The organism is Flavobacterium sp. B114r, assembly GCF_056824125.1.
The window spans coordinates 3,332,856-3,353,383 of record NZ_CP124858.1; the positions used below are offsets into that span (position 1 = coordinate 3,332,856).

General features: G+C 34.2%; 17 protein-coding genes. 12 read left to right on the top strand and 5 right to left on the bottom strand.

Going from position 1 to position 20,528, the window contains the following annotated elements; genetic code table 11:
* Positions 1 to 11 precede the first annotated feature (11 nt).
* The gene (locus QLQ94_RS14315) at positions 12 to 1,073 is read right to left on the bottom strand and encodes a pectate lyase family protein (protein ID WP_482497563.1); all 1,062 of its coding nucleotides are present in this window, start codon (positions 1,071 to 1,073) and stop codon (positions 12 to 14) included.
* A gap of 225 nt (positions 1,074 to 1,298) precedes the next feature.
* Between QLQ94_RS14315 and QLQ94_RS14320 the strand changes: the two genes are divergently transcribed.
* Together QLQ94_RS14320 and QLQ94_RS14325 are read left to right on the top strand one after the other, a co-directional pair.
* Positions 1,299 to 2,297 (top strand): DUF2157 domain-containing protein, encoded by a 999-nt coding sequence (locus QLQ94_RS14320; protein ID WP_271337194.1) that lies wholly within the window; start codon positions 1,299 to 1,301, stop codon positions 2,295 to 2,297.
* A complete protein-coding gene (locus tag QLQ94_RS14325; RefSeq protein ID WP_427402281.1) occupies positions 2,294 to 3,472 on the top strand; it encodes a hypothetical protein in 1,179 nt (392 codons plus the stop codon). Before QLQ94_RS14320 ends, QLQ94_RS14325 begins: the two co-directional genes overlap by 4 nt.
* A 61-nt stretch (positions 3,473 to 3,533) precedes the next feature.
* On the opposite strand, the gene ytxJ is transcribed toward QLQ94_RS14325, so the two are convergent.
* On the bottom strand, positions 3,534 to 3,923 hold the full coding sequence (gene ytxJ, locus QLQ94_RS14330) for a bacillithiol system redox-active protein YtxJ (RefSeq protein WP_427402282.1): 390 nt from the start codon (positions 3,921 to 3,923) through the stop codon (positions 3,534 to 3,536).
* 208 nt (positions 3,924 to 4,131) lie between these two features.
* Between ytxJ and clpB the strand changes: the two genes are divergently transcribed.
* The 5 genes from clpB (at position 4,132) to QLQ94_RS14355 (ending at position 10,459) form a co-directional block, all read left to right on the top strand.
* Positions 4,132 to 6,747 carry an ATP-dependent chaperone ClpB gene (clpB, locus tag QLQ94_RS14335; RefSeq protein ID WP_271337197.1) on the top strand — a complete coding sequence of 872 codons (2,616 nt, stop codon included), beginning with the start codon at positions 4,132 to 4,134 and terminating at the stop codon, positions 6,745 to 6,747.
* 439 nt (positions 6,748 to 7,186) lie between these two features.
* Complete coding sequence (locus QLQ94_RS14340; protein WP_271338764.1) at positions 7,187 to 8,059, top strand: DUF808 domain-containing protein; 873 nt, start codon at positions 7,187 to 7,189, stop codon at positions 8,057 to 8,059.
* A 337-nt stretch (positions 8,060 to 8,396) separates the two neighbouring features.
* Positions 8,397 to 8,810 carry a hypothetical protein gene (locus QLQ94_RS14345; protein WP_271338763.1) on the top strand — a complete coding sequence of 138 codons (414 nt, stop codon included), beginning with the start codon at positions 8,397 to 8,399 and terminating at the stop codon, positions 8,808 to 8,810.
* Positions 8,811 to 8,978: 168 nt separating this feature from the next.
* Positions 8,979 to 9,224 (top strand): hypothetical protein, encoded by a 246-nt coding sequence (locus QLQ94_RS14350; RefSeq protein ID WP_427402283.1) that lies wholly within the window; start codon positions 8,979 to 8,981, stop codon positions 9,222 to 9,224.
* Between the two features lie 347 nt (positions 9,225 to 9,571).
* Positions 9,572 to 10,459 carry a carbon-nitrogen hydrolase gene (locus tag QLQ94_RS14355; RefSeq protein WP_427402284.1) on the top strand — a complete coding sequence of 296 codons (888 nt, stop codon included), beginning with the start codon at positions 9,572 to 9,574 and terminating at the stop codon, positions 10,457 to 10,459.
* A gap of 128 nt (positions 10,460 to 10,587) precedes the next feature.
* Here the strand turns inward: QLQ94_RS14355 and QLQ94_RS14360 are convergent, their stop codons facing one another.
* Together QLQ94_RS14360 and QLQ94_RS14365 are read right to left on the bottom strand one after the other, a co-directional pair.
* On the bottom strand, positions 10,588 to 11,856 hold the full coding sequence (locus QLQ94_RS14360) for an OmpA family protein (protein ID WP_271337743.1): 1,269 nt from the start codon (positions 11,854 to 11,856) through the stop codon (positions 10,588 to 10,590).
* A gap of 221 nt (positions 11,857 to 12,077) precedes the next feature.
* On the bottom strand, positions 12,078 to 13,601 hold the full coding sequence (locus QLQ94_RS14365; RefSeq protein WP_271337744.1) for a choice-of-anchor I family protein: 1,524 nt from the start codon (positions 13,599 to 13,601) through the stop codon (positions 12,078 to 12,080).
* Positions 13,602 to 13,787: 186 nt separating this feature from the next.
* Here QLQ94_RS14365 and QLQ94_RS14370 point away from each other — a divergent pair, with 186 nt between their 5' ends.
* Entirely contained in the window at positions 13,788 to 14,828 is a 1,041-nt protein-coding gene (locus tag QLQ94_RS14370) for an agmatine deiminase family protein (RefSeq protein WP_427402286.1), read from the top strand.
* Between the two features lie 384 nt (positions 14,829 to 15,212).
* Here the strand turns inward: QLQ94_RS14370 and fahA are convergent, their stop codons facing one another.
* On the bottom strand, positions 15,213 to 16,496 hold the full coding sequence (fahA, locus tag QLQ94_RS14375; RefSeq protein WP_271337746.1) for a fumarylacetoacetase: 1,284 nt from the start codon (positions 16,494 to 16,496) through the stop codon (positions 15,213 to 15,215).
* Positions 16,497 to 16,604: 108 nt separating this feature from the next.
* Here fahA and glyA point away from each other — a divergent pair, with 108 nt between their 5' ends.
* The 4 genes from glyA to QLQ94_RS14395 all read left to right on the top strand — a co-directional run bounded on the left by glyA (position 16,605) and on the right by QLQ94_RS14395 (position 20,489).
* Complete coding sequence (glyA, locus tag QLQ94_RS14380; protein ID WP_271337747.1) at positions 16,605 to 17,879, top strand: serine hydroxymethyltransferase; 1,275 nt, start codon at positions 16,605 to 16,607, stop codon at positions 17,877 to 17,879.
* A 160-nt stretch (positions 17,880 to 18,039) separates the two neighbouring features.
* Complete coding sequence (locus tag QLQ94_RS14385) at positions 18,040 to 18,633, top strand: MiaE family protein (RefSeq protein WP_271337748.1); 594 nt, start codon at positions 18,040 to 18,042, stop codon at positions 18,631 to 18,633.
* A 297-nt stretch (positions 18,634 to 18,930) separates the two neighbouring features.
* Complete coding sequence (locus tag QLQ94_RS14390; RefSeq protein WP_482497571.1) at positions 18,931 to 19,971, top strand: GMP reductase; 1,041 nt, start codon at positions 18,931 to 18,933, stop codon at positions 19,969 to 19,971.
* A gap of 20 nt (positions 19,972 to 19,991) precedes the next feature.
* Positions 19,992 to 20,489 carry a GNAT family N-acetyltransferase gene (locus tag QLQ94_RS14395; protein ID WP_271337750.1) on the top strand — a complete coding sequence of 166 codons (498 nt, stop codon included), beginning with the start codon at positions 19,992 to 19,994 and terminating at the stop codon, positions 20,487 to 20,489.
* The last annotated feature ends 39 nt before the right edge of the window (positions 20,490 to 20,528 follow it).

The window sequence follows — 20,528 nt, forward strand, 5'->3', positions numbered from 1 at the left end:
ATAAGTTTTAATTAGCTTTTATTATTGCAGGAACTGGATATTATACCTGCAGCACTTACCTGAAGTGTTGCCCCCGCGCCACAAGATGTATTGGCTACATATTCTTCTACTTTTCCAAGAGGAATAGTGGTGTAGCTATAATCCGGTTTATTTACTGGTGTACCAAAATCCATTGGAGCTTTACGACAATTAGAGAATGCGATTCCAACAGTTCCACCATCTGTACTGATGTAGTCTTTAAACACTTTATCTACTTGTGCAAAATCAGTACCTTCAACATAACAAGTTGCATTTTTAACACCTCCGCCTAAACCAATAGCCAAAGAGCCAGATTCTGACGTGTTATAGTAGCAATTCAGAATATGAATTTCTGCATTTCGGGCACGAGGCATTCTTTGTTTGCAGCCGTCTGCCCAGTAACAATTTTTAAAAGTGATGCTATAATGACCATCAGCCGGAAAATCATTTTTACCTGAGCCAATAAGATCACTAAATCTATGATCATCAGCTCCGCCTGAACCACCGGATTTTGGTCCTTTTAAATACGTAAATTTACACCACGAAATTGTCACATTATCTGTTTTTCCCTTATTGTCATAATTCCCGTCCTGACCATCCTGAAATTCACAATGATCTACCCAAAGATTCGTGCAATCTGCTGTCAAATTATCCTGTCCGTCAATATCATAAGCACCAGGGCCAATAAAAATTAAATTTCTTATAATGACATTATCAGAACCCGACTTCAAGTATAAAATTCCTGCTCCCGGGTTCGATTGGTTTTCATTTACAAGCCTTGCGCCCGGTAATCCTATTATTGATTTATTAGTCACTATTTGTTGGATAGGTTTTCCGCCGGGAATTGTAATTGTTCCTGAAATTAAAATTACTTCTGGTGAATTTGATTTAATTTTTGCCAGCAAATCATCGTAAGACGTCACTGTAACAGGAGTTGCAGTTCCTCCTCCGGTAGTTGCGGCACCAAAACCTTCCGGCGATTGCATACAATAGTTTTGAGCAAAAAGATTAGTTATGCTCAATAGCAGAAAGAGTAAAAAGAGATTTTTTTTCATTTTATAAGTTAGTTTTTGTGGTTTTTTTTATTTAGATAGTTAAATGTAATCGATTACACGAATTTAGTTTAATAAAGTTTATAAACAATTGTTTTGCAAAAATATTACATTGACATTTGATTAAAGTAAAATGAAACAATGTTTTAGTAAGTATATTTTTACTCTTAAGGCCCTGTTCAAACAAAAAAAAGACTATTTTTGATTTGTACGTTTACAAATATAAATATGAATAAATTTGATGATCAGGCTACTAAAGCGCTCTTGGAGAGAAATCTTATAACAGAAAATCAATATGAGGAAATAACGTCCTATCGCAATTTGAATATTTTCTCGCTAAATGCAGAATTGAAGTTGTTTCTTTATTTGTCCGTTTTATTATTTACTTCAGGAATTGGAGTTTTAATTTATAATAATATTGACAGTATTGGGCATATTGCAATTCTTTCACTATTGTTAATTGTTATCGTAGTTTGCTTTTATTTCTGTTTTAAAAATTCAAAAGGATTTCAAAAACAGGAGACTGCATTCGAACATCCGGTTTTAGAATATCTGGTTTTAGCAGCTAATATTCTAACATGTGTTTTTATAGGCTATTTGCAGTTTCAATATGAAGCTTTCGGAACTCATTATGGTTTAGCGACATTAATTCCAACTGTCGTCAGTTTCTTCTGCGCTTATTATTTTGATAATAAAAGTGTTTTAGCGATTGCAATCACTGGTTTGGCAGCCTACGTAGGACTTTCGGTTACTCCTCAGGATTTACTAAATAACAGTCGTTTTTATTCAGGACAAAGTTTAGGTTATTCTGCAGTTATGTTAGGTGGATTATTGATTTTGTGGACCATTTATAGTTCAAAAATTCAGTTAAAAACACATTTTAAGATTATCTACCTCACATTTGCATTGCATATAATAAGTATTGCGTCAATCAATAATTTAATATATTATTATTACGGTATTTGGATCGTTTTTGCATTCATTTTAGCTGGTTCTTCTTTCTACTTTTATAAAGTAAGTCATCAAATGAAGGCAATGTCATTGTATGTATTTATGATCATTTACGCTTATATTGGTCTAAATATCTTTTTGTTCAGGCTTTGCGAAGCTGTCGATTTCTCTGATTTTTGGCAATTATTAATTTTAATTCTTCCTGTATATTTTATAGGTTCTATAATAATGTTTATAAAATTGATTAAAACCTTCAATAAAGAAATTGCAGCATGATAGTATACGATAAAAATTTATTAGATAATTTGACTTTAGTCGAAGAAGCAAATTCATTAGAGGCAGCTGGATTTATCAGCAAGGAACAAAAAGTTTTTATAAAAAAAGAGTTGCCGGCTTTTAAGAGACAAAGTAATATTTTAGTTCGGATAGGATTTTTTCTCTTGGGAGCATTCTTGTACCTTTCAATATGTGGTGTAATTGCATTAATGGGATTAACAGGTTCTTCTTATTCTGAACGTACTTTTTTTAGCATATGCTGTTATCTTTTTGCTATTGTTGGCTTTGCAGGAGCAGAGTTTCTTGCCCAGCAAAAATATTACGAACATGGCTTAGACGATGCTTTTATTTTGGGAGCCCTTTTAAATGTAGGATTTGCTATTGCTATAACTACAGAGGGCTATGAAATACAAGTTGCAATTTTTGTAGCCGTAGCTTCTTTTTTTATGTACAGAAGATATTTGCATTTATTGTCTTTATTGGTTTTCTGTTTGGCGGCGTCAGCAGTTTTATTTTACGGAATGTTTGAACTGGGCAGTATCGGAGAAATGATTTTACCATTTGCAGCTATGTTAATCTCGGCAGGTTTTTACTTTTTTACTAAAAGAATACTTAACAATCTAAAAGAAAGTTATTATTACAAAGGACTTTTATTAGCCAATACCTTCTGTTTGGTATTGTTTTATCTTTCTTGTAATTATTTGGTAGTAAGAGAACTTTCTATTGATTTTTTAGGAAGTGAAGTACGTCCTGGAGAAGATATTCCTTTTTCTTTTTTCTTTTATGCTTTTACCTTTATTGTTCCGGTTTTATATTTGATTCAGGCTTTAAAGACAAAGGATAGAATCATGCTTTGGATTAGTTTTTTAGCCATAGGTTTTTCCATCTATACAATCCGATATTATTACTCTGTTTTACCAATAGAAGTAGCATTAACCCTTGGCGGATTAGTTTTATTTGCGCTGGCTTACTTTTCGATTAGAAAACTAAAAGATAATGAAGCAGGATTGACATTTAAACCGGACAGAATTAATAATTCTAATGCAATTTTAAATGCCGAAGCTTTAATTGTTGCCTCAGCATTTGGCATGAAGCCAGAAGCAAAAGCTCCAGATTCGCCTATGAATTATGGTGGTGGTGGATTTAGTGGAGGAGGTTCAGAAGGAACTTTTTAAGGAAACAAAATTTCTCACATATTTAATGATTTTAAAAACATTTTAATATGTGAGAAAAATATTATACCTTAGCTTTTAATGCCACAGCATCAATATCACTGTGAGAAACATCATAAACTGCCTTTCCATTTCTGATGAGAATTAGTTGCGGGGATTCATGATATACATTAAATCTGCTTGCAATTTCGTTCGAAATATCTCTATGTGCGATCAAATCGAGAAAATAAGCATCAACAGTATCATTTAAATCAAATTCACGTTCAAATTGTTTCAAAGCCATTCGGCTAATACTGCATCGTGTACTGTGTTTGAAAATGATAACCGGCTTTTCATTTGAAATGGCTGCAATTTCCATTAATTGTGCTATATCTGTTAATTCGGTCCAGTTTACATTACTTTTTGGAGAGTCTGTATTGTCTGAATTTCCGAAGATTGAATTTAAAAAACTCATATTTTGACGTGTTTAATGACTTTTTGGCGTTAAAAATGAGTTAAATATCAATGTTTAATGCCATTTTGTCTGTTTTTTTAGTATGGAATATAATTTGAATAATCTGAAGCAAAGTTATATCATTTTAAGTTAAAAATTTAACCCAATAAATCGTAATTTTAATGATATCAAATAGTATAACTGATAATCAACCATAAATCGTATACATATGAACATAAATAAATTTACAACCAAGTCGCAGGAAGCCATACAGCTATCACAGCAATTGGCACAACGCAACGGACAGCAGCAAATAGAAAACGAACACATTTTTAAAGCTATTTTTGAAGTAGATGAAAATGTAGCTCCTTTTATTTTGAAAAAACTAAATGTAAATGTTCCGTTGTTTTTACAAATACTAGACAGTACAATTCAGAGCTTTCCTAAAGTTTCCGGAGGTGATATTTTACTTTCCAGAGATGCAAACAAAGCGTTGAATGAAGCAGAGATTATAGCTGAAAAAATGAACGATGAATATGTTTCTATCGAACATTTAATTTTGGCAATCTTCGATTCAAAAAGTAAAGTTTCTCAGATTTTAAAAGATCAGGGAGTTACAGGAAAAGGGCTTAAAGCTACGATCGAAGAACTTCGCAAAGGTGAACGAGTTACATCAGCTTCTGCTGAAGAAAATTATAATTCATTAAATAAATACGCTAAAAACCTAAACGAATTAGCACGTACAGGAAAATTAGATCCTGTTATTGGACGAGATGAAGAAATTAGACGTGTTTTACAAATTTTGACACGTCGAACTAAGAATAACCCAATGTTAATTGGTGAGCCCGGAGTGGGTAAAACTGCAATTGCCGAAGGTTTGGCGCGAAGAATCGTTAATGGTGACGTGCCGGAAAACTTAAAGGATAAAATTGTGTTTTCGCTTGATATGGGTGCATTGATTGCGGGTGCAAAATTTAAAGGGGAATTCGAAGAACGATTAAAATCAGTTGTAAAAGAAGTTACAGCTGCCGAAGGTGATATCGTTTTGTTTATAGATGAGATTCATACACTTGTAGGTGCAGGTGGAGGAGAAGGCGCTATGGATGCTGCCAATATCCTAAAACCGGCATTGGCTCGTGGAGAGTTAAGAGCGATTGGAGCGACGACTCTGGATGAATACCAAAAGTATTTTGAGAAAGATAAAGCGCTTGAACGCCGTTTCCAGAAAATTATAATTGATGAGCCGGATACAGAAAGTGCGATTTCAATTTTACGTGGAATCAAGGAAAAGTATGAGACACACCATAAGGTTCAGATAAAAGACGAAGCGATCATTGCAGCTGTTGAGCTTTCTCAACGTTATATTACCAATCGTTTCCTACCGGATAAAGCGATTGACTTAATGGATGAAGCTGCTTCTAAATTACGTATGGAAATCAATTCAAAACCTGAGGAATTAGATGTTCTGGATAGAAAAATAATGCAACTGGAAATTGAGATTGAAGCCATAAAACGTGAGAAGGAAGAAAGCAAGCTCAAAGTTTTAGGAATGGAACTGGCTAACCTGAAAGAAGAACGAAATGAAATCTACGCGAAATGGAAATCTGAAAAAGATGTAGTAGATGGAATTCAGGCAGTAAAATTAGAACTTGAAAACTTTAAGAATGAAGCTGATCGCGCAGAACGTGATGGTGATTACGGAAAAGTAGCCGAGATTCGTTACGGAAAAATAAAAGAAGCGCAAGAGCGTCTTGAAGTTTTACAAAAACAAATACATGAATACCAATCCGGACATTCTTTGATTAAAGAAGAAGTGACCAGAGAAGATATTGCCGAAGTTGTTGCAAAATGGACAGGTATTCCTGTGATGAAAATGCTGCAGACTGAGAGAGAAAAATTATTGCATCTTGAAGATGAATTGCACAGACGTGTAGTAGGGCAGGAAGAAGCCATTGAAGCCGTAAGTGATGCCGTTCGTAGAAGTCGTGCAGGTTTGCAGGATATGAAAAAACCAGTTGGAACGTTCTTATTTTTAGGAACAACTGGAGTGGGTAAAACAGAGCTGGCAAAAGCCCTGGCCGAATATCTTTTTGATGATGAAAATTCGATGACGCGTATTGATATGAGTGAGTACCAGGAACGTCACAGTGTGAGTCGTTTAGTAGGTGCGCCTCCAGGATATGTAGGTTATGACGAAGGAGGTCAGCTGACTGAAGCCGTGCGTAGAAAACCGTATTCTGTAATCTTATTAGATGAGATCGAAAAAGCGCATCCTGATACTTTTAATATTTTATTACAAGTGCTGGATGAAGGTCGTTTGACAGATAACAAAGGTCGTCTGGCCGATTTTAAAAATACAATTATCATCATGACATCCAACATGGGAAGTCAGATTATACAAGAGAAATTTGAGAATTTAAAAGGAGGTATCGAAGCTGCAACAGAAGCTGCAAAAGCTGAAGTTTTAGGATTGTTGAAACAAACAGTTCGTCCGGAATTTATAAACCGTATCGACGAAATTGTAATGTTTACACCTTTAACAGTTGAGAATATTTCTAAAATTGTTAGTTTACAGCTTAAGAGTGTTACAAAAATGCTTGCCTTACAAGGTATTGTCATGGATGCTACACCAGAAGCTATCAAATATTTATCAGACAAAGGTTATGACCCTCAATTTGGTGCAAGACCTGTAAAACGTGTGGTACAAAGAGAAGTGCTGAATCAATTGTCGAAAGAAATTTTGGCAGGAAAGATTACTACAGACAGCATCATTTTATTAGATGCTTTTGATGGGCAATTGGTTTTCAGAAACCAGACTCATAATCATCCACATACTGAAGAATAATTTATTTGGTTTTTAATATTAAGGAAACACCAGTGGAAACACTGGTGTTTTTTTTGATCTTTATCGAAATCAAATCAGTAAATAATGAAACTTTTTTATAAAGTAATATAATTACATTCAAAGATTAAAGGATGAACTTTACTTTTGTAAATTTATATTATAAATAATTGATTAACAGTGTAAAAAAGGAGAACTATGAATAATATTTTTAGAGGATTACTAGCGGGCTACGGAGCTAAAAAATTAGGTGGAGGATGTTTTGGTACAATCTTCGTTTTTATAATTATTTGGGTACTTTTGGGACAATGCAGTTAAATTTTAGATAAAAAAGTCGACAAAAAAAGTCTTAGATTAGCGCACTTAAATAATCAAACTCGTAAAGTAAACCGGATACTCAAAGCCAGTCAATTACGTAGTTTTTAAAACCAAATAAAGTATAATGGCATCAGGTTTTTTCGTACTATTAGATGATATCGCAGCAATTATGGATGATGTTGCAGTAATGAGTAAGGTTGCAGCAAAAAAAACAGCGGGAATTCTGGGCGATGATTTGGCTGTAAATGCTGAAAAAGCTTCGGGATTTGCTTCGTCAAGAGAACTTCCGGTATTGTGGGCAATTAGTAAAGGCTCACTTCTTAACAAAGTGATTATTTTGCCTATTGCTTTTTTGCTAAGCGCCTTTTTTCCTGTTGCGATTATAATAATTTTAGTACTAGGAGGATTATTTTTAGCCTACGAAGGAGCCGAAAAAATTTATGAATTTATATTTCCGCACAAACATGAAGAGTCAGAAGGAATAACATCACAAACTTTTACGGAAGAAGAAATTCTGGAAGCTGAGAAAGGAAAAGTGAAATCGGCAATATTAACTGATTTTATTTTGTCTGTCGAGATAGTAATCATTGCATTAGGAACTGTAATAGGAAAGCCTATTTTACAGCAAATTATAGTAGTTTCAATAATAGCCGTAATTGCCACTGTTGGTGTTTATGGTATTGTTGCTCTTATTGTTAGAATGGACGAGGCGGGACTTAAACTAATTCAGATCAGCAAAAAAGAAAATAGTATTTTAAAAATCATCGGAAATATATTAGTACAGGCACTTCCTATTGTTATTAAAGGCCTAACTGTAATTGGTACAATAGCTTTAATTTTAGTAGCAGGAGGGATATTTGTTCATAATATTGATTTTTTCCACGATTTAGTACCAAACTTGCCATCAATTATAAAAGAATTTACAATAGGAATTATTTTGGGATTTATAGTTTTAGCCATTGTAAATCTTGTTAAAAGAATACTTGGAAAGAAATAGAAAATAAAATTGTCACGTAAATTTTAAAACACCAGTCGAAAGGCTGGTGTTTTTTTTTGGAGCAAAATCATCCTCTTAAACATACCATTTGTCCCGCTGTCAACTGTATCTTTTTATCAGCAAAAAGCAGATAAAAAGGATGCCGTTTGTATCGGGGCTATACGGAAAATTATAATTTTTATAAGAAATAACTGTTGTTGCTTAAAAAATATTATTTAATTAATGTTTTGGTATACAGTTGTTTAATGTTTTTGTTGAATTATTTAACATTTTTAGTAAGCAACCAAAGCAACCCATCTGCATCTTCATAGTAATTAACAATTAATTATTATTTTATATGAAAAATTTTAGATTTAAATCAGCTTTAGTAGTATTATTTTTATCAACTGCATTAATTTCATGCAGCAATGACGATGACAAACCAAGTGTTCCTGATGCTACAACAAAAGTGGCGCTAGTAACAGAAGTTAAAGGACCTGAAACCGGAAAAGTAAATGAAGAGCTTAGTTATGATGTAACTTTTATCGTAGATAATGCTTGTGGAGAATTTAGTAAAATTAGTGACGCTACAATTGGAACAGAAAAAGGATTGCAAGTTGAAGCAAAATATCCAACAGGAGTTTGTACACTACAAGTTCCGGATCCAAAGAAAACAGTTTACAAATTTAAATCAGCAACAAAAGGAACTTTTGAAATCAAATTCAAAAAGTCAGATAAGGAATTCATAACGACAAAAGTGGTTATTGAATAATTAGGTTTTAGGTTATAAATTAGGTTAGAAGCCATTTTGCAAATGTTTGAAATATTTGTAGAATGGCTTTCTTTTTTTATGAAAGTTAGATCTGCAGGAATTTTATAATTAACTAAATAAAAAAATGAGTCAAAATAGCTATCTTTGAATTATTAAAAGATTATAATTATGGGTGCTTTAGAATTAAGAGATAGTGTTTTAGAATATATAAATGCTGCAGACGAACGTCTTTTAAAAGTTGTTAAAGCGGTTATTGAAAGCTATCAGGAAGAAGAAATAGTTGTTTTTTCTGTTGAGGGAAAACCAATTACAAGAGCTGTTTATAAAGAAGAATTAGCTACTGCAAAATTAGATATTAAAAAGGATAATGTGATTTCGCAGGAAGATTTAGAAATAGAATCTGAGAATTGGTAATGAGTGAAGTTAAAAAGATAATTTGGACAAATTCAGCAAAAGATCAGTTTAAAAAATATTTTTAATTATTACAAAGAAAAATCAGTTCAAAGCGCCCACAATATAAAAAATGATATTTTAAAAATTACAAAGGATATTCATTTTACGGAACAATATCAAAAAGATGAAATTGAACCAGAATACCGAGAATGAAGTTGTTTGTATTGTTAGGGTATTTCTGACAAAAAAGTGATTTTGTAAAACAAATATGAAGAGCTTAATAAGCTCTTTTTTTATAATAGTAAGTAAAGAAACACTCTTTGTCATTCCTCCAAAAATTACTATTTTTGCAGTCTAAATTTTATGTCATGCCGAAAAGAAAATATAAAATCGCCGTTATACAATTAAATCTTAACGACGTTGCCGAAAATAATCTTAAAAAATGTATCAGTTGGGTAAAAGACGCTGCCAATAAAGGAGCAGAAGTAATCTTGTTACCGGAATTATATAGCAGTCATTATTTTTGCCAAAGTGAAGATGTCGATAATTTTGCTTTAGCAGAACCACTTTACAGTACTTCATTTATTGCTTTTAGCGAATTGGCAAAAGAATTGGGAGTTGTAATAATTGTTCCTTTTTTCGAAAAAAGAATGGCTGGAGTTTACCACAACAGTGCTTATATTATTGATACAGATGGTACAGAAGCCGGTTTATACCGTAAAATGCATATTCCGGATGATCCTCATTTCTACGAAAAATTCTATTTTACACCTGGTGATTTAGGTTTTAAAGCAATTGAAACTAAAAAAGGAAAAATAGGAACACTTATTTGTTGGGATCAATGGTATCCTGAAGCTGCACGTATTACAGCTTTAAAAGGAGCCGAAGTATTGTTTTACCCTACAGCTATTGGATGGCATCCAAAAGAGAAAGAACAGTACGGAGAAAACCAATATGGGGCCTGGATGAATGTAATGAAAGGTCATGCGGTTGCAAATGGAGTTTTTGTTGCTGCAGCAAATAGAATTGGTTTAGAAAAATATATCGAAGGTACCGAAGGAATTCAGTTTTGGGGAGCGTCGTTTATTGCAGGTCCTCAAGGCGAGATTTTAGCACAGGCTTCTCATGATCAGGAAGAAATTTTGATTGCTGAGGTTGATTTAGATCTTCAGGAAAATGTACGTCAGAACTGGCCATTTTTCAGAGACAGAAGAATCGATGCTTTCGGTGATATTACAAAAAGAGCAATTGACTAATTCAGTTAATTAATATATAATAGAAAAAGGACGAAATATAATTTCGTCCTTTTTTTTATTTCCTGCAGTAAAAAAAAGTCCGCTCCAAATATTTTGAAGCGGACTTTTTACTATTATTTATAAAAAGATTATTTTACCTGGAAAGTAACTCTTCTTACGATTTGACGAGCTTCTTTAGATTTTTTGTTCACAGAAGTGTCTTCACCATTAGCGATTACATTCAGTCTTGAAGAATCAATTCCAGCATTTTCAGCTACTTTTTTCACAGCTTCAGCTCTTTTTCTTGATAATTCAGTGTTATAACTAGAACTTCCAATTTCGTCAGCATATCCTATGATATCTGCAGATTTACCTGGATTGTTTTTCAAGTATTTCACTAAGAAATCAACACCTGATAACGAAGCATTTGTTGGTTTAGAAGAGTTAAAGTCAAAATATACATTCACATAACCACCGTTAATCAATTCTTCAACAGTATTGTTTGTAGTTGTACTTTCGCTTCCTTTTTTAACATAAGTTTTGTCTAGGTAACTTTCTAATTCATCCGGAACACCATTTTGATTGTTGTCAATAGATTGTCCTTTTGTATTTACAGCAACTCCGGAAACAGTATTAGGTTCTAAGTCGTATAAATCAGCAACACCATCTTTGTCAGTATCAATAAGATTAGTTTCAATAGTAGTAACTCTGTTTTCTAATTGATTTAATCTTTCATTTTCTTCTGAATACCAATCAGCATGTTTAGTATTTTTACCTAAGTAAAAAGTCAAACCAACAGAAGCATTCAATAATACACCGTCTAATGAACCAGTAGTAGTTGTTGCCTGACCATCAAAGTTATGGTTTTGTCTTCCGTTAACAATACCGGTAAGATCTCCAGTAATTGCAATTCTGTCACTTACTCTAATTTGTCCTGTTAAACCAGCGATTCCATGAGCCATGTAATCTTTTCCGTCAAAACCTTTGTCGGAGCTTAATTGAGAAACACCAAAACCACCATGTGCTAATAAACCGAAAGTATTGGTCCAGGTTTCAAAGTTTAAAGCTCTACCAAGGTTAACAACCCCTTGTAAACTCGCTCTGTAATATTTACTATCAAATTCAGGAGTGTCATCACGTTCTTGAAATTGATCATAACCAACATCCAATTTCAAACCAAATTTAGGATTAAACATATATCTTACACCTAAATCTGCGTGAAACAGGTTAAGAGATTCAGTAGAATAACCAGGAGTTATTGCTCTAAGTGGTTTGTTTACCCCGCCATTCAATTCAACAGACCATTTATTGTATTCAGGTTTGTCAATTGATGGCTGAGTCGAAGTCGTTGCCATATTTTGCGCGCCTGCAGCGAATGTTAGTAGTAAAAGCGAGACTGAAGCTAATTTCTTTTTCATGATATCCAATTTTTATTTAATTGTTATTATTTAAGAGTTTTTCGTTTTAAACTCATTGACAAAATTATAGCAGGAGTTTTAATTTGTGTTCTATTTGGTGTTACATAATTCCCACCTTTTGGGTTTTATTTATGTAAATACGTTAAAACAATCAAAATATTTGGGCAAAAAAAGGGGCTAAATTTATATTTAGCCCCTTTTGGAATTTGTAAATGTGAAAGTTATTTTAAATCTGGTTGGTATATTTTTATTGTGCCATCTCCCTCACTACTAACAACTAACAAACTTCTTTTTGTTGGACTTTTAGAAGCTGGGATGAATAAAATCCCTTCAGGGGCATCTCCGGTTTTTACAGTTTGCAAATATTGTGGCGAATTTGGATTGGTTACATCATAAGTCATAAAAGCATCTGATCTTTCCAGGCCAACAAACAGAATATTCTGACTTCCCATCTTAACAGCTACCACAGCTTCCGGTTCTGAGCCTTTATCATCGCTGCGTTTGTCATCATAAGTACCAAGTTCATTCGTTTTTTTGTCAACATCATTTTTGCTGTCGTAAACAATTTTTCCGGTATTTCCGTTCCAGATTGAGAAAGAACGAGCTCCAAAAGCAACTAGTTCGTCAAGGTCTCCATCTCCATCAGTATCTCCCATATCCGCAATAAGATTTAATCTTCCCAGATTTGTTTCTAGTTTTAAAGTTGCGGCATCAGGAAAAGCAGTTGCATCAAGTTTCATGTCTTTCATTCTTTTAATATCAGAATAAGCGGTATATTCTCTTGCATCACCTTCGTTTGCCGTTACAAAATAAGGAACGTTATTAGCAGAAAAGTGGCTAATACCATCAGGCATATACATCCCTTTTACTTTCCAGGGATTAAAAGCTATTTTATCATCCTTGTCGCTAACATCAATAGCATTTTCTGCAGTATTGAAATTTTTAAATCCTAACGGGTAAATTGCGGTAATAGTTTTAGAAGTCAAATCTACTTTTGCAACACCATTATTTTCTTGTAATGTTACCCAGGCCGTTTTCGAATCATCAGAAATTGTAACATATTCTGGTTCGATATCCTGTGCGAAACTTTTTGCGAACTTCGAAATTCTGAAACCTTCTTTCTGCAAAGCAGCCGCCTGACTGCTGAAAGAACTAAAATCTAAAGTCGTAACGGCATAATTGTTAGCAACCTCAATGATAGAAATAGTACCGTTTGGATCTTGCGAATAATCAGTATTTGGTTCTCCTTCGTTAGCTGTCATAATATATTTTCCGTCAGGCGAGAAAGTAACCATATCCGGCAATGCGCCTACAGTAATTTGTTTGATTAGGCTATAATCAGTAGTATTAAAGATTACCACCTTTCCATTTCCTTGTTTGTTTACAGTTGATTCTAAGGCAACGGCTAATTTTCCGTCATAAACAGCAACACTATTAGATGCTCCTTCATATGGAGTCAGGTCTATTTTACCAATTTTGACTGGTTTTGTCGGATCAGTTAAATCAATTACATCAATTTGGTTTGTTCCGCTATTATTTACTGCAAAAAGTTTCTTTGTTTTTTCGTCGTAAGCCGTTATTTCTGCTGCGCCTTCGCCACCTATTGTGATAGAGCCTATTTCTTTAAAAGTTCCCGGGTTTTCATTGACAACAACTTCAGGTACTCCGTTGTTTGAATTTTCGTCATTATTACAGCTTATCATAATCGATAAAGCTGCTAATAAGGACATACTTAGTTTTTTCATTTTTTGTGTTTTTAGTTTTGCCAAATGTAATTAGGAGATCCTGAGTGTATATTAAGGCTGTATTATTTAATCTTTAACTTAATTTTTATCAGATAATTTATATAAATACGATATGATTTTAGTTGTACTATTTTATAATCCTTTTGAATGATTATCTTTGTACTCTTTCAAATTTAGAACCTCTTTATGTCAACAAATAATAGAAGATTTCCAGCAGAATGGGAAAAACAACAAGGAATCGTATTGTGTTTTCCGCATAATGGCAACGACTGGCCAGGTAAATACGAGGCTGTTCAATGGGCTTTTGTAGAATTTATTAAAAAAGTAGCCACTTTTGAAACTGTTTTTTTGGTCGTAGCCGATGAAAAACTAAAAGAAAAAGTAGCCGAAATGTTAGAAAGAGCCCATGTAAATGTTGCAAACGTCTCTTTTATCATTCATAAAACCAACAGAAGCTGGATGCGTGATTCAGGACCAATTATTGTAAAAAATGGTTCGAAAAGAGAAGCATTAAACTTCAATTTTAATGGTTGGGCAAAATATAAAAATTATCAGTTAGACAAATTTGTTCCGTCTAAAATTGCTGAATTTATTGATGTTCCCTTAACACAAGTGGTATATAAAGGAAAGCCGGTAATTGTAGAAGGTGGTGCGATTGATGTAAACGGACTAGGAACTTTATTGACTTCTGAAGAATGTTTGATGCATCCATCTATACAGGTTCGAAATAAGAATTTTACGAAGGAAGATTACGAAGCTGTTTTCAAGGAATACTTAGGGGTTACAAATGTAATTTGGTTAGGAGATGGAATAGAAGGGGATGATACGCACGGTCATATCGACGATTTATGCCGATTCGTAAACGAAGATACGATTGTAACAATTGTAGAAACAGATAAAAATGATGCCAATTACAAACCATTACAGGATAATTTGAAGCGTTTGCAAAATGCAAAATTAGAAGATGGAAAATTTCCAATTATTGTAGCATTGCCAATGCCAAAACGAGTAGATTTTGAAGATTTAAGATTACCGGCAAGTTATGCCAACTTCTTAATTTTGAATAATTGTGTTTTGGTTCCTACCTTTAATGATAGCAATGACAGAGTTGCGCTAAATATATTAGCAGAATGTTTCCCTGACAGAGAAGTAATCGGAATAAGTTGTGTTGATTTTATCTGGGGATTTGGGACATTGCATTGCTTGAGCCAACAGATTCCGGTTTAGGTTTAACCACGAAGGCACGAAGTTGCTACGTTTTTTTTTGTATGCTTGTGAAGCTGATCGATCCCAAAGTTTTTGGAGAAACCTCACAAAGTTTTGTATAATAATTTTAGTCTCACAAACCCGACAGGTTTTAAAAACCTCTGGGGTATAACGCCAGAATTTGTCAATTTCGACCAAAGGGAGAAATCACACAAGGAACTCCGCAAAGGAAGTTAATCTTTGTCGATTCATGAATGTGATTTCTCCCTTTGGTCGAAATGACATAAAATGAGAAAAAATCATTTTAATCCTTTAATCTGTGGTGAAAGAATAAACAAAAAGCCTCGGAAAATCACTTTCGAGGCTTTATATTTTTTATATCTCTTCAGATAATTTATCTGCTCTTCATGGCCTGATAAATGGAGGTAAAAGCTGGCTCGCAACTTCTCCAAAACCAAGACGTACTTCAGCATTTTCGCAGAAACCTCTAATAATTACTGTATCATTATCTTCGATAAATTTACGCTCGCTGCCATCTTTTAATTTGATCGGATTTTGTCCTCCCCAAGTCAATTCTAACATAGAACCAAAACTATCAGGAGTTGGGCCTGAAATAGTTCCTGAACCCATCATATCACCAGAATTTACACGACAACCGTTTGAGGTATGATGTGCTAATTGCTGACTCATTGACCAATATAAATATTTAAAATTTGATTTAGAAACGATAGTTTCTTCAGCTTCTTCAGGTTTGATTGAAACTTCTAAATGAATATCAAAAGCTTTTTTACCTTTAGTTTGTAAGTAAGGAAGCGGCGACGGATCTTGTTTAGGACCTTTAGTTCTAAAAGGTTCAAGAGCATCCATAGTCACAATCCATGGAGAAATTGATGTAGCAAAGTTTTTGGCTAAGAATGGTCCAAGAGGCACATATTCCCATTTCTGAATATCGCGCGCGCTCCAGTCATTCAGTAAAACCATTCCGAAAATGTAATCTTCGGCTTCATACGTTGGGATATTTTCTCCCATTATATTAACATCAGTCGTAATAAAAGCAGTTTCTAATTCGAAATCTACTAAACGAGACGGACCAAAAACAGGGTATTTTTCTCCAGCCGGTAAAGTTTGTCCCATTGGTCTGTGCACCGGAATTCCGGACGGAACAATTGTAGAGCTTCTTCCATGATACCCAACCGGAATATGCAGCCAGTTTGGTAATAAAGCATTTTCAGGATCACGAAACATTTTTCCAACGTTCGTAGCGTGCTCTTTACTGGAGTAAAAGTCAGTGTAATCGCCTATTAACACAGGCAATTGCATTTCGACATCATCAATTTTAAAAATAACAATATCTCGATCTTTTGTTGAATCTCTTAGTTGAGGATTAGTCTCGTCGAAAATATCAGCGATGCGATTTCGAACTAAACGCCATGTTTTTTTTCCATCAGAAATAAAATCATTAAGCGTATCCTGCATGAACATATCATCTGTTAAATCTATTCCTGAGAAATAGTTTAATTGTTGTAAAGCTCCTAAATCTATAGCGTAATCGCCAATTCGTGTTCCTACTGTAACGACATTTTCTTTGGTAAGAAATACACCGAAAGGAATATTTTGAATAGGGAAGTCGCTATTTTCTGGCACTTCTAACCATGATTTTCTTTTGGTATCGTTAGCGGTTATTGGCATGTGAATGTTAATTATTTGTTGAAAAATTCTATGTCAAATATATCATAATCTAGCAGTTTGACAAACGTTTTTTTGTATTTTTGCAGGAAATTAACGAAAAACGAAAAAATGCAACGCGACGAACAAATTTTTGACCTTATACTAGAGGAACAAGACAGACAAATTCACGGATTAGAACTTATCGCTTCAGAGAATTTTGTAAGTGATGAAGTAATGGAAGCAGCTGGTTCTGTTTTAACTAACAAATATGCTGAAGGATATCCTGGCAAAAGATACTACGGAGGTTGCGAAGTAGTTGACGTTATTGAGCAAATTGCAATAGACAGAGCTAAAGAATTATTTGGTGCTGAATATGCAAACGTGCAGCCACACTCAGGATCTCAGGCAAATGCTTCAGTATATCATGCTTGTTTACAGCCAGGGGATAAAATATTAGGTTTCGATTTATCTCACGGTGGCCACTTAACCCACGGATCTCCTGTAAATTTTTCAGGACGTGTTTATGTTCCTGTTTTTTACGGAGTAGATAAAGAAACTGGTCGTTTAGATTATGATAAAATTCAGGAAATAGCAACAAAAGAACAGCCAAAATTAATCATCGCAGGAGCTTCGGCTTATTCTCGTGATATGGATTTTGAGCGTTTCAGAGTAATTGCTGACAGTGTAGGAGCAATCTTGTTTGCTGATATTTCGCACCCTGCAGGTCTTATTGCAAAAGGATTATTGAACGACCCAATTCCACATTGTCATATTGTTTCTACAACAACACACAAAACATTACGTGGACCACGTGGAGGTTTGATCCTGATGGGGAAAGATTTTCCAAATCCAATGGGATTAACAAATCCAAAAGGAGAAATCAGAATGATGTCTGCTTTATTAGATCTTGCTGTTTTCCCTGGAAATCAAGGAGGACCTTTAATGCACATTATCGCTGCTAAAGCTGTAGCTTTTGGCGAAGCATTAAAAGATGAATTCTTTACTTATGCTTTGCAATTGCAAAAAAATGCAAATGCTATGGCAGATGCTTTCGTAAAAAGAGGATACAACATTATTTCTGGCGGAACTGATAACCACATGATGCTTATTGACTTAAGAAATAAAAACATTTCTGGTAAAGAAGCTGAAAACGCGTTAGTAAAAGCAGAAATTACAGTAAATAAAAATATGGTTCCATTTGATGATAAATCACCATTTGTAACTTCAGGAATTCGTGTTGGAACAGCTGCAATCACAACTCGTGGTTTAGTTGAAGAAGATATGGAAACTATCGTAGCTTTAATCGATAAAGTTCTTGCTGATCACACAAATGAAGCAGTTATCGAAGAAGTAGCAAACGAAGTAAATGAAATGATGAGCGAAAGACCAATTTTCGTATACTAAAAAATAAAATTTGAAACTTAATTGTTTCAAGTTTCAGGTTTCAAGTTTAAAGTTTTGTGACGCGTAAAACATGCGCATAACAAAACTTTAAACTTTTTTCGTTCTTAAAACAACTTGAAACAAAGAAAACTTGAAACAAAATAAAACAAAATAAGAGACCATGGGCGTACTAAGATTACAATTGCCAACAGATCCTAGATGGGTAAATATTGTAGAAAAAAATATTGAAGAAATCCTGACAGATCACGCTTGGTGCGAGCAAAAAGCAGCAACAAACGCGATCACGATTATTACTAATAACTCAGAACATCAGGATTTGGTAAAAGATTTATTGGCTTTAGCCAAAGAAGAAATCGACCATTTTGAGCAAGTTCATAATATCATCATCAAAAGAGGATTGAAACTAGGACGCGAACGCAAAGACGATTACGTAAACGAATTGTATTTGTACATGAAGAAAAGCGGAGACGGAAGCAGAGTTTCTGGTCTTGTTGAAAGATTACTTTTTTCGGCAATGATCGAAGCCAGAAGCTGCGAACGTTTCAAAGTTTTGTCTGAAAATATCAAAGACGAAGAATTATCTGTTTTCTACAGAGATTTGATGGAGAGTGAAGCCGGACATTATGTTACTTTTATTACCTATGCCAGAAAATACGGAGTAGGAATCGACGTTGAAAAACGATGGAGGGAATGGCTTGCTTACGAAGAATCAATTATTACCAACTACGGAAAAGGGGAAACGATTCACGGGTAGGGTTTTAGTTTTTAGTCTCAGTCTCGGTTTTCAGTTTTCACGTTTGTCACGTTGAGCGGAGTCGAAACGCGTTCCAATGAGAAAGTTTTCAGTCTCAGTCTTAGTTTTTGCGCTTGTCACGTTGAGCGAAGTCGAAACACGTTGCTATTGAAACCTTTTACGTAAAGTCTAAATAAAAAAATCCGTTTAAAATCCATGTTTTCGCGAAGCGAATCCGTGTCATCCGCGAGCCAACCAATCGCAAAGTTTTAATAATCTAAAATTTCTTATATTTGGGAGTAACGAAAATTTAAAACCATGAGAATAGAAACTGATTTGAAATTAGGGTTTAAAGACGTGATGATTAGGCCTAAAAGATCTACATTAAAAAGCAGGTCAGAAGTCTCGTTAGAGCAAAATTTTAAATTTTTGCACAGTACTGCAACCTGGACAGGAATTCCTATTATGGCCGCTAATATGGATACTGTGGGGACTTTTGAAATGGCTCAGGTTTTAGCCGGAGAAAAACTTTTTACCGCTATTCATAAGCATTACACACTTCAGCAATGGAATGATTTTCTACAAAATGTTACACCTGATTTCTACAATTATATAGCGATTAGTACAGGAACAGGACAAGAAGATTTTGCTAAAATTGGTCATGTTATCACAGCCAATCCGTTACTTAAATTTATTTGTATTGATGTTGCAAACGGGTATTCAGAACATTTTGTTCAGTTTTTAAAACAAACGAGACTACAATATCCAGACAAAGTCATTATTGCCGGAAATGTAGTTACCGGCGAAATGGTTGAGGAGTTATTACTGGCCGGAGCAGATATTGTAAAAGTTGGCATTGGTCCCGGTTCTGTTTGTACAACTCGTGTAAAAACAGGTGTTGGATATCCACAACTTTCAGCTATTATAGAATGTGCCGATGCGGCTCACGGTTTGGGCGGGCACATTATAAGCGATGGCGGATGTAAAACTCCGGGAGATGTTGCCAAAGCTTTTGGCGCAGGTTCAGATTTTGTAATGTTGGGAGGAATGCTTGCCGGACATGATGAAAGCGGAGGAGAATTGATCGAAGTAAATGGCGAAAAATTCAAACAATTTTACGGAATGAGTTCGACAACAGCAATGGATAAATATGTTGGAGGAGTGGCAGAATACAGGGCAAGTGAGGGTAAAACAGTTCAGGTTCCGTTTAAAGGGCAGGTTATCAATACAGTATTGGATATTTTGGGAGGTTTAAGAAGTACGTGTACTTATGTTGGAGCTTCCAGATTAAAAGAACTTACAAAGCGAACCACCTTTATAAGAGTAAGCGAACAGGAAAATCAAATTTTTACAAAATAATAAAACATTTTAGATACAACATGATCACGATTTCAGAAGCAACTATAAACGACATTAAACAAATTCAAAATATAGTAAACATTACATGGCCAATTACTTATGGTGAGATTCTGTCAAAAGAACAATTAGATTATATGTTGGGGCTTTTTTATTCTACGGAAGCTTTAACGGAACAGTACAATAAAAAAGTACAGTTGTTTTATATGATTGATGAGGATGAAGCTAATATTGGGTTTATCGGAATAGAACATAATTATAACGGACAAGCAGCAACTAAAATTCATAAAATATATCTTTTACCAGAAACGCAAGGAAAAGGAATTGGTAAAAAAGTGGTCGATGAGATTGAAAAATTAGCTAAAAATAACAATTCAAAAGCATTATTGTTAAACGTAAACCGATTTAATACCGCTTTAGGTTTCTATAAAAAAATAGGTTTTGAAGTTGCTCAAGAAGTAGATATTGAAATCGGAAATGGTTACCTGATGGAAGATTATGTTATGGAGAAGAAGTTGTAATAAAGTAAACACGAATTTCACGAATTATCACTAATTCTT

Bases quoted from the DNA above. Each gene is read 5' to 3' on its own strand.
- QLQ94_RS14315 (WP_482497563.1), bottom strand. From the start codon at position 1,073: ATGAAAAAAAATCTCTTTTTACTCTTTCTGCTATTGAGCATAACTAAT.
- QLQ94_RS14320 (WP_271337194.1), top strand. From the start codon at position 1,299: ATGAATAAATTTGATGATCAGGCTACTAAAGCGCTCTTGGAGAGAAAT.
- QLQ94_RS14325 (WP_427402281.1), top strand. From the start codon at position 2,294: ATGATAGTATACGATAAAAATTTATTAGATAATTTGACTTTAGTCGAA.
- ytxJ (WP_427402282.1), bottom strand. From the start codon at position 3,923: ATGAGTTTTTTAAATTCAATCTTCGGAAATTCAGACAATACAGACTCT.
- clpB (WP_271337197.1), top strand. From the start codon at position 4,132: ATGAACATAAATAAATTTACAACCAAGTCGCAGGAAGCCATACAGCTA.
- QLQ94_RS14340 (WP_271338764.1), top strand. From the start codon at position 7,187: ATGGCATCAGGTTTTTTCGTACTATTAGATGATATCGCAGCAATTATG.
- QLQ94_RS14345 (WP_271338763.1), top strand. From the start codon at position 8,397: ATGAAAAATTTTAGATTTAAATCAGCTTTAGTAGTATTATTTTTATCA.
- QLQ94_RS14350 (WP_427402283.1), top strand. From the start codon at position 8,979: ATGGGTGCTTTAGAATTAAGAGATAGTGTTTTAGAATATATAAATGCT.
- QLQ94_RS14355 (WP_427402284.1), top strand. From the start codon at position 9,572: ATGCCGAAAAGAAAATATAAAATCGCCGTTATACAATTAAATCTTAAC.
- QLQ94_RS14360 (WP_271337743.1), bottom strand. From the start codon at position 11,856: ATGAAAAAGAAATTAGCTTCAGTCTCGCTTTTACTACTAACATTCGCT.
- QLQ94_RS14365 (WP_271337744.1), bottom strand. From the start codon at position 13,601: ATGAAAAAACTAAGTATGTCCTTATTAGCAGCTTTATCGATTATGATA.
- QLQ94_RS14370 (WP_427402286.1), top strand. From the start codon at position 13,788: ATGTCAACAAATAATAGAAGATTTCCAGCAGAATGGGAAAAACAACAA.
- fahA (WP_271337746.1), bottom strand. From the start codon at position 16,496: ATGCCAATAACCGCTAACGATACCAAAAGAAAATCATGGTTAGAAGTG.
- glyA (WP_271337747.1), top strand. From the start codon at position 16,605: ATGCAACGCGACGAACAAATTTTTGACCTTATACTAGAGGAACAAGAC.
- QLQ94_RS14385 (WP_271337748.1), top strand. From the start codon at position 18,040: ATGGGCGTACTAAGATTACAATTGCCAACAGATCCTAGATGGGTAAAT.
- QLQ94_RS14390 (WP_482497571.1), top strand. From the start codon at position 18,931: ATGAGAATAGAAACTGATTTGAAATTAGGGTTTAAAGACGTGATGATT.
- QLQ94_RS14395 (WP_271337750.1), top strand. From the start codon at position 19,992: ATGATCACGATTTCAGAAGCAACTATAAACGACATTAAACAAATTCAA.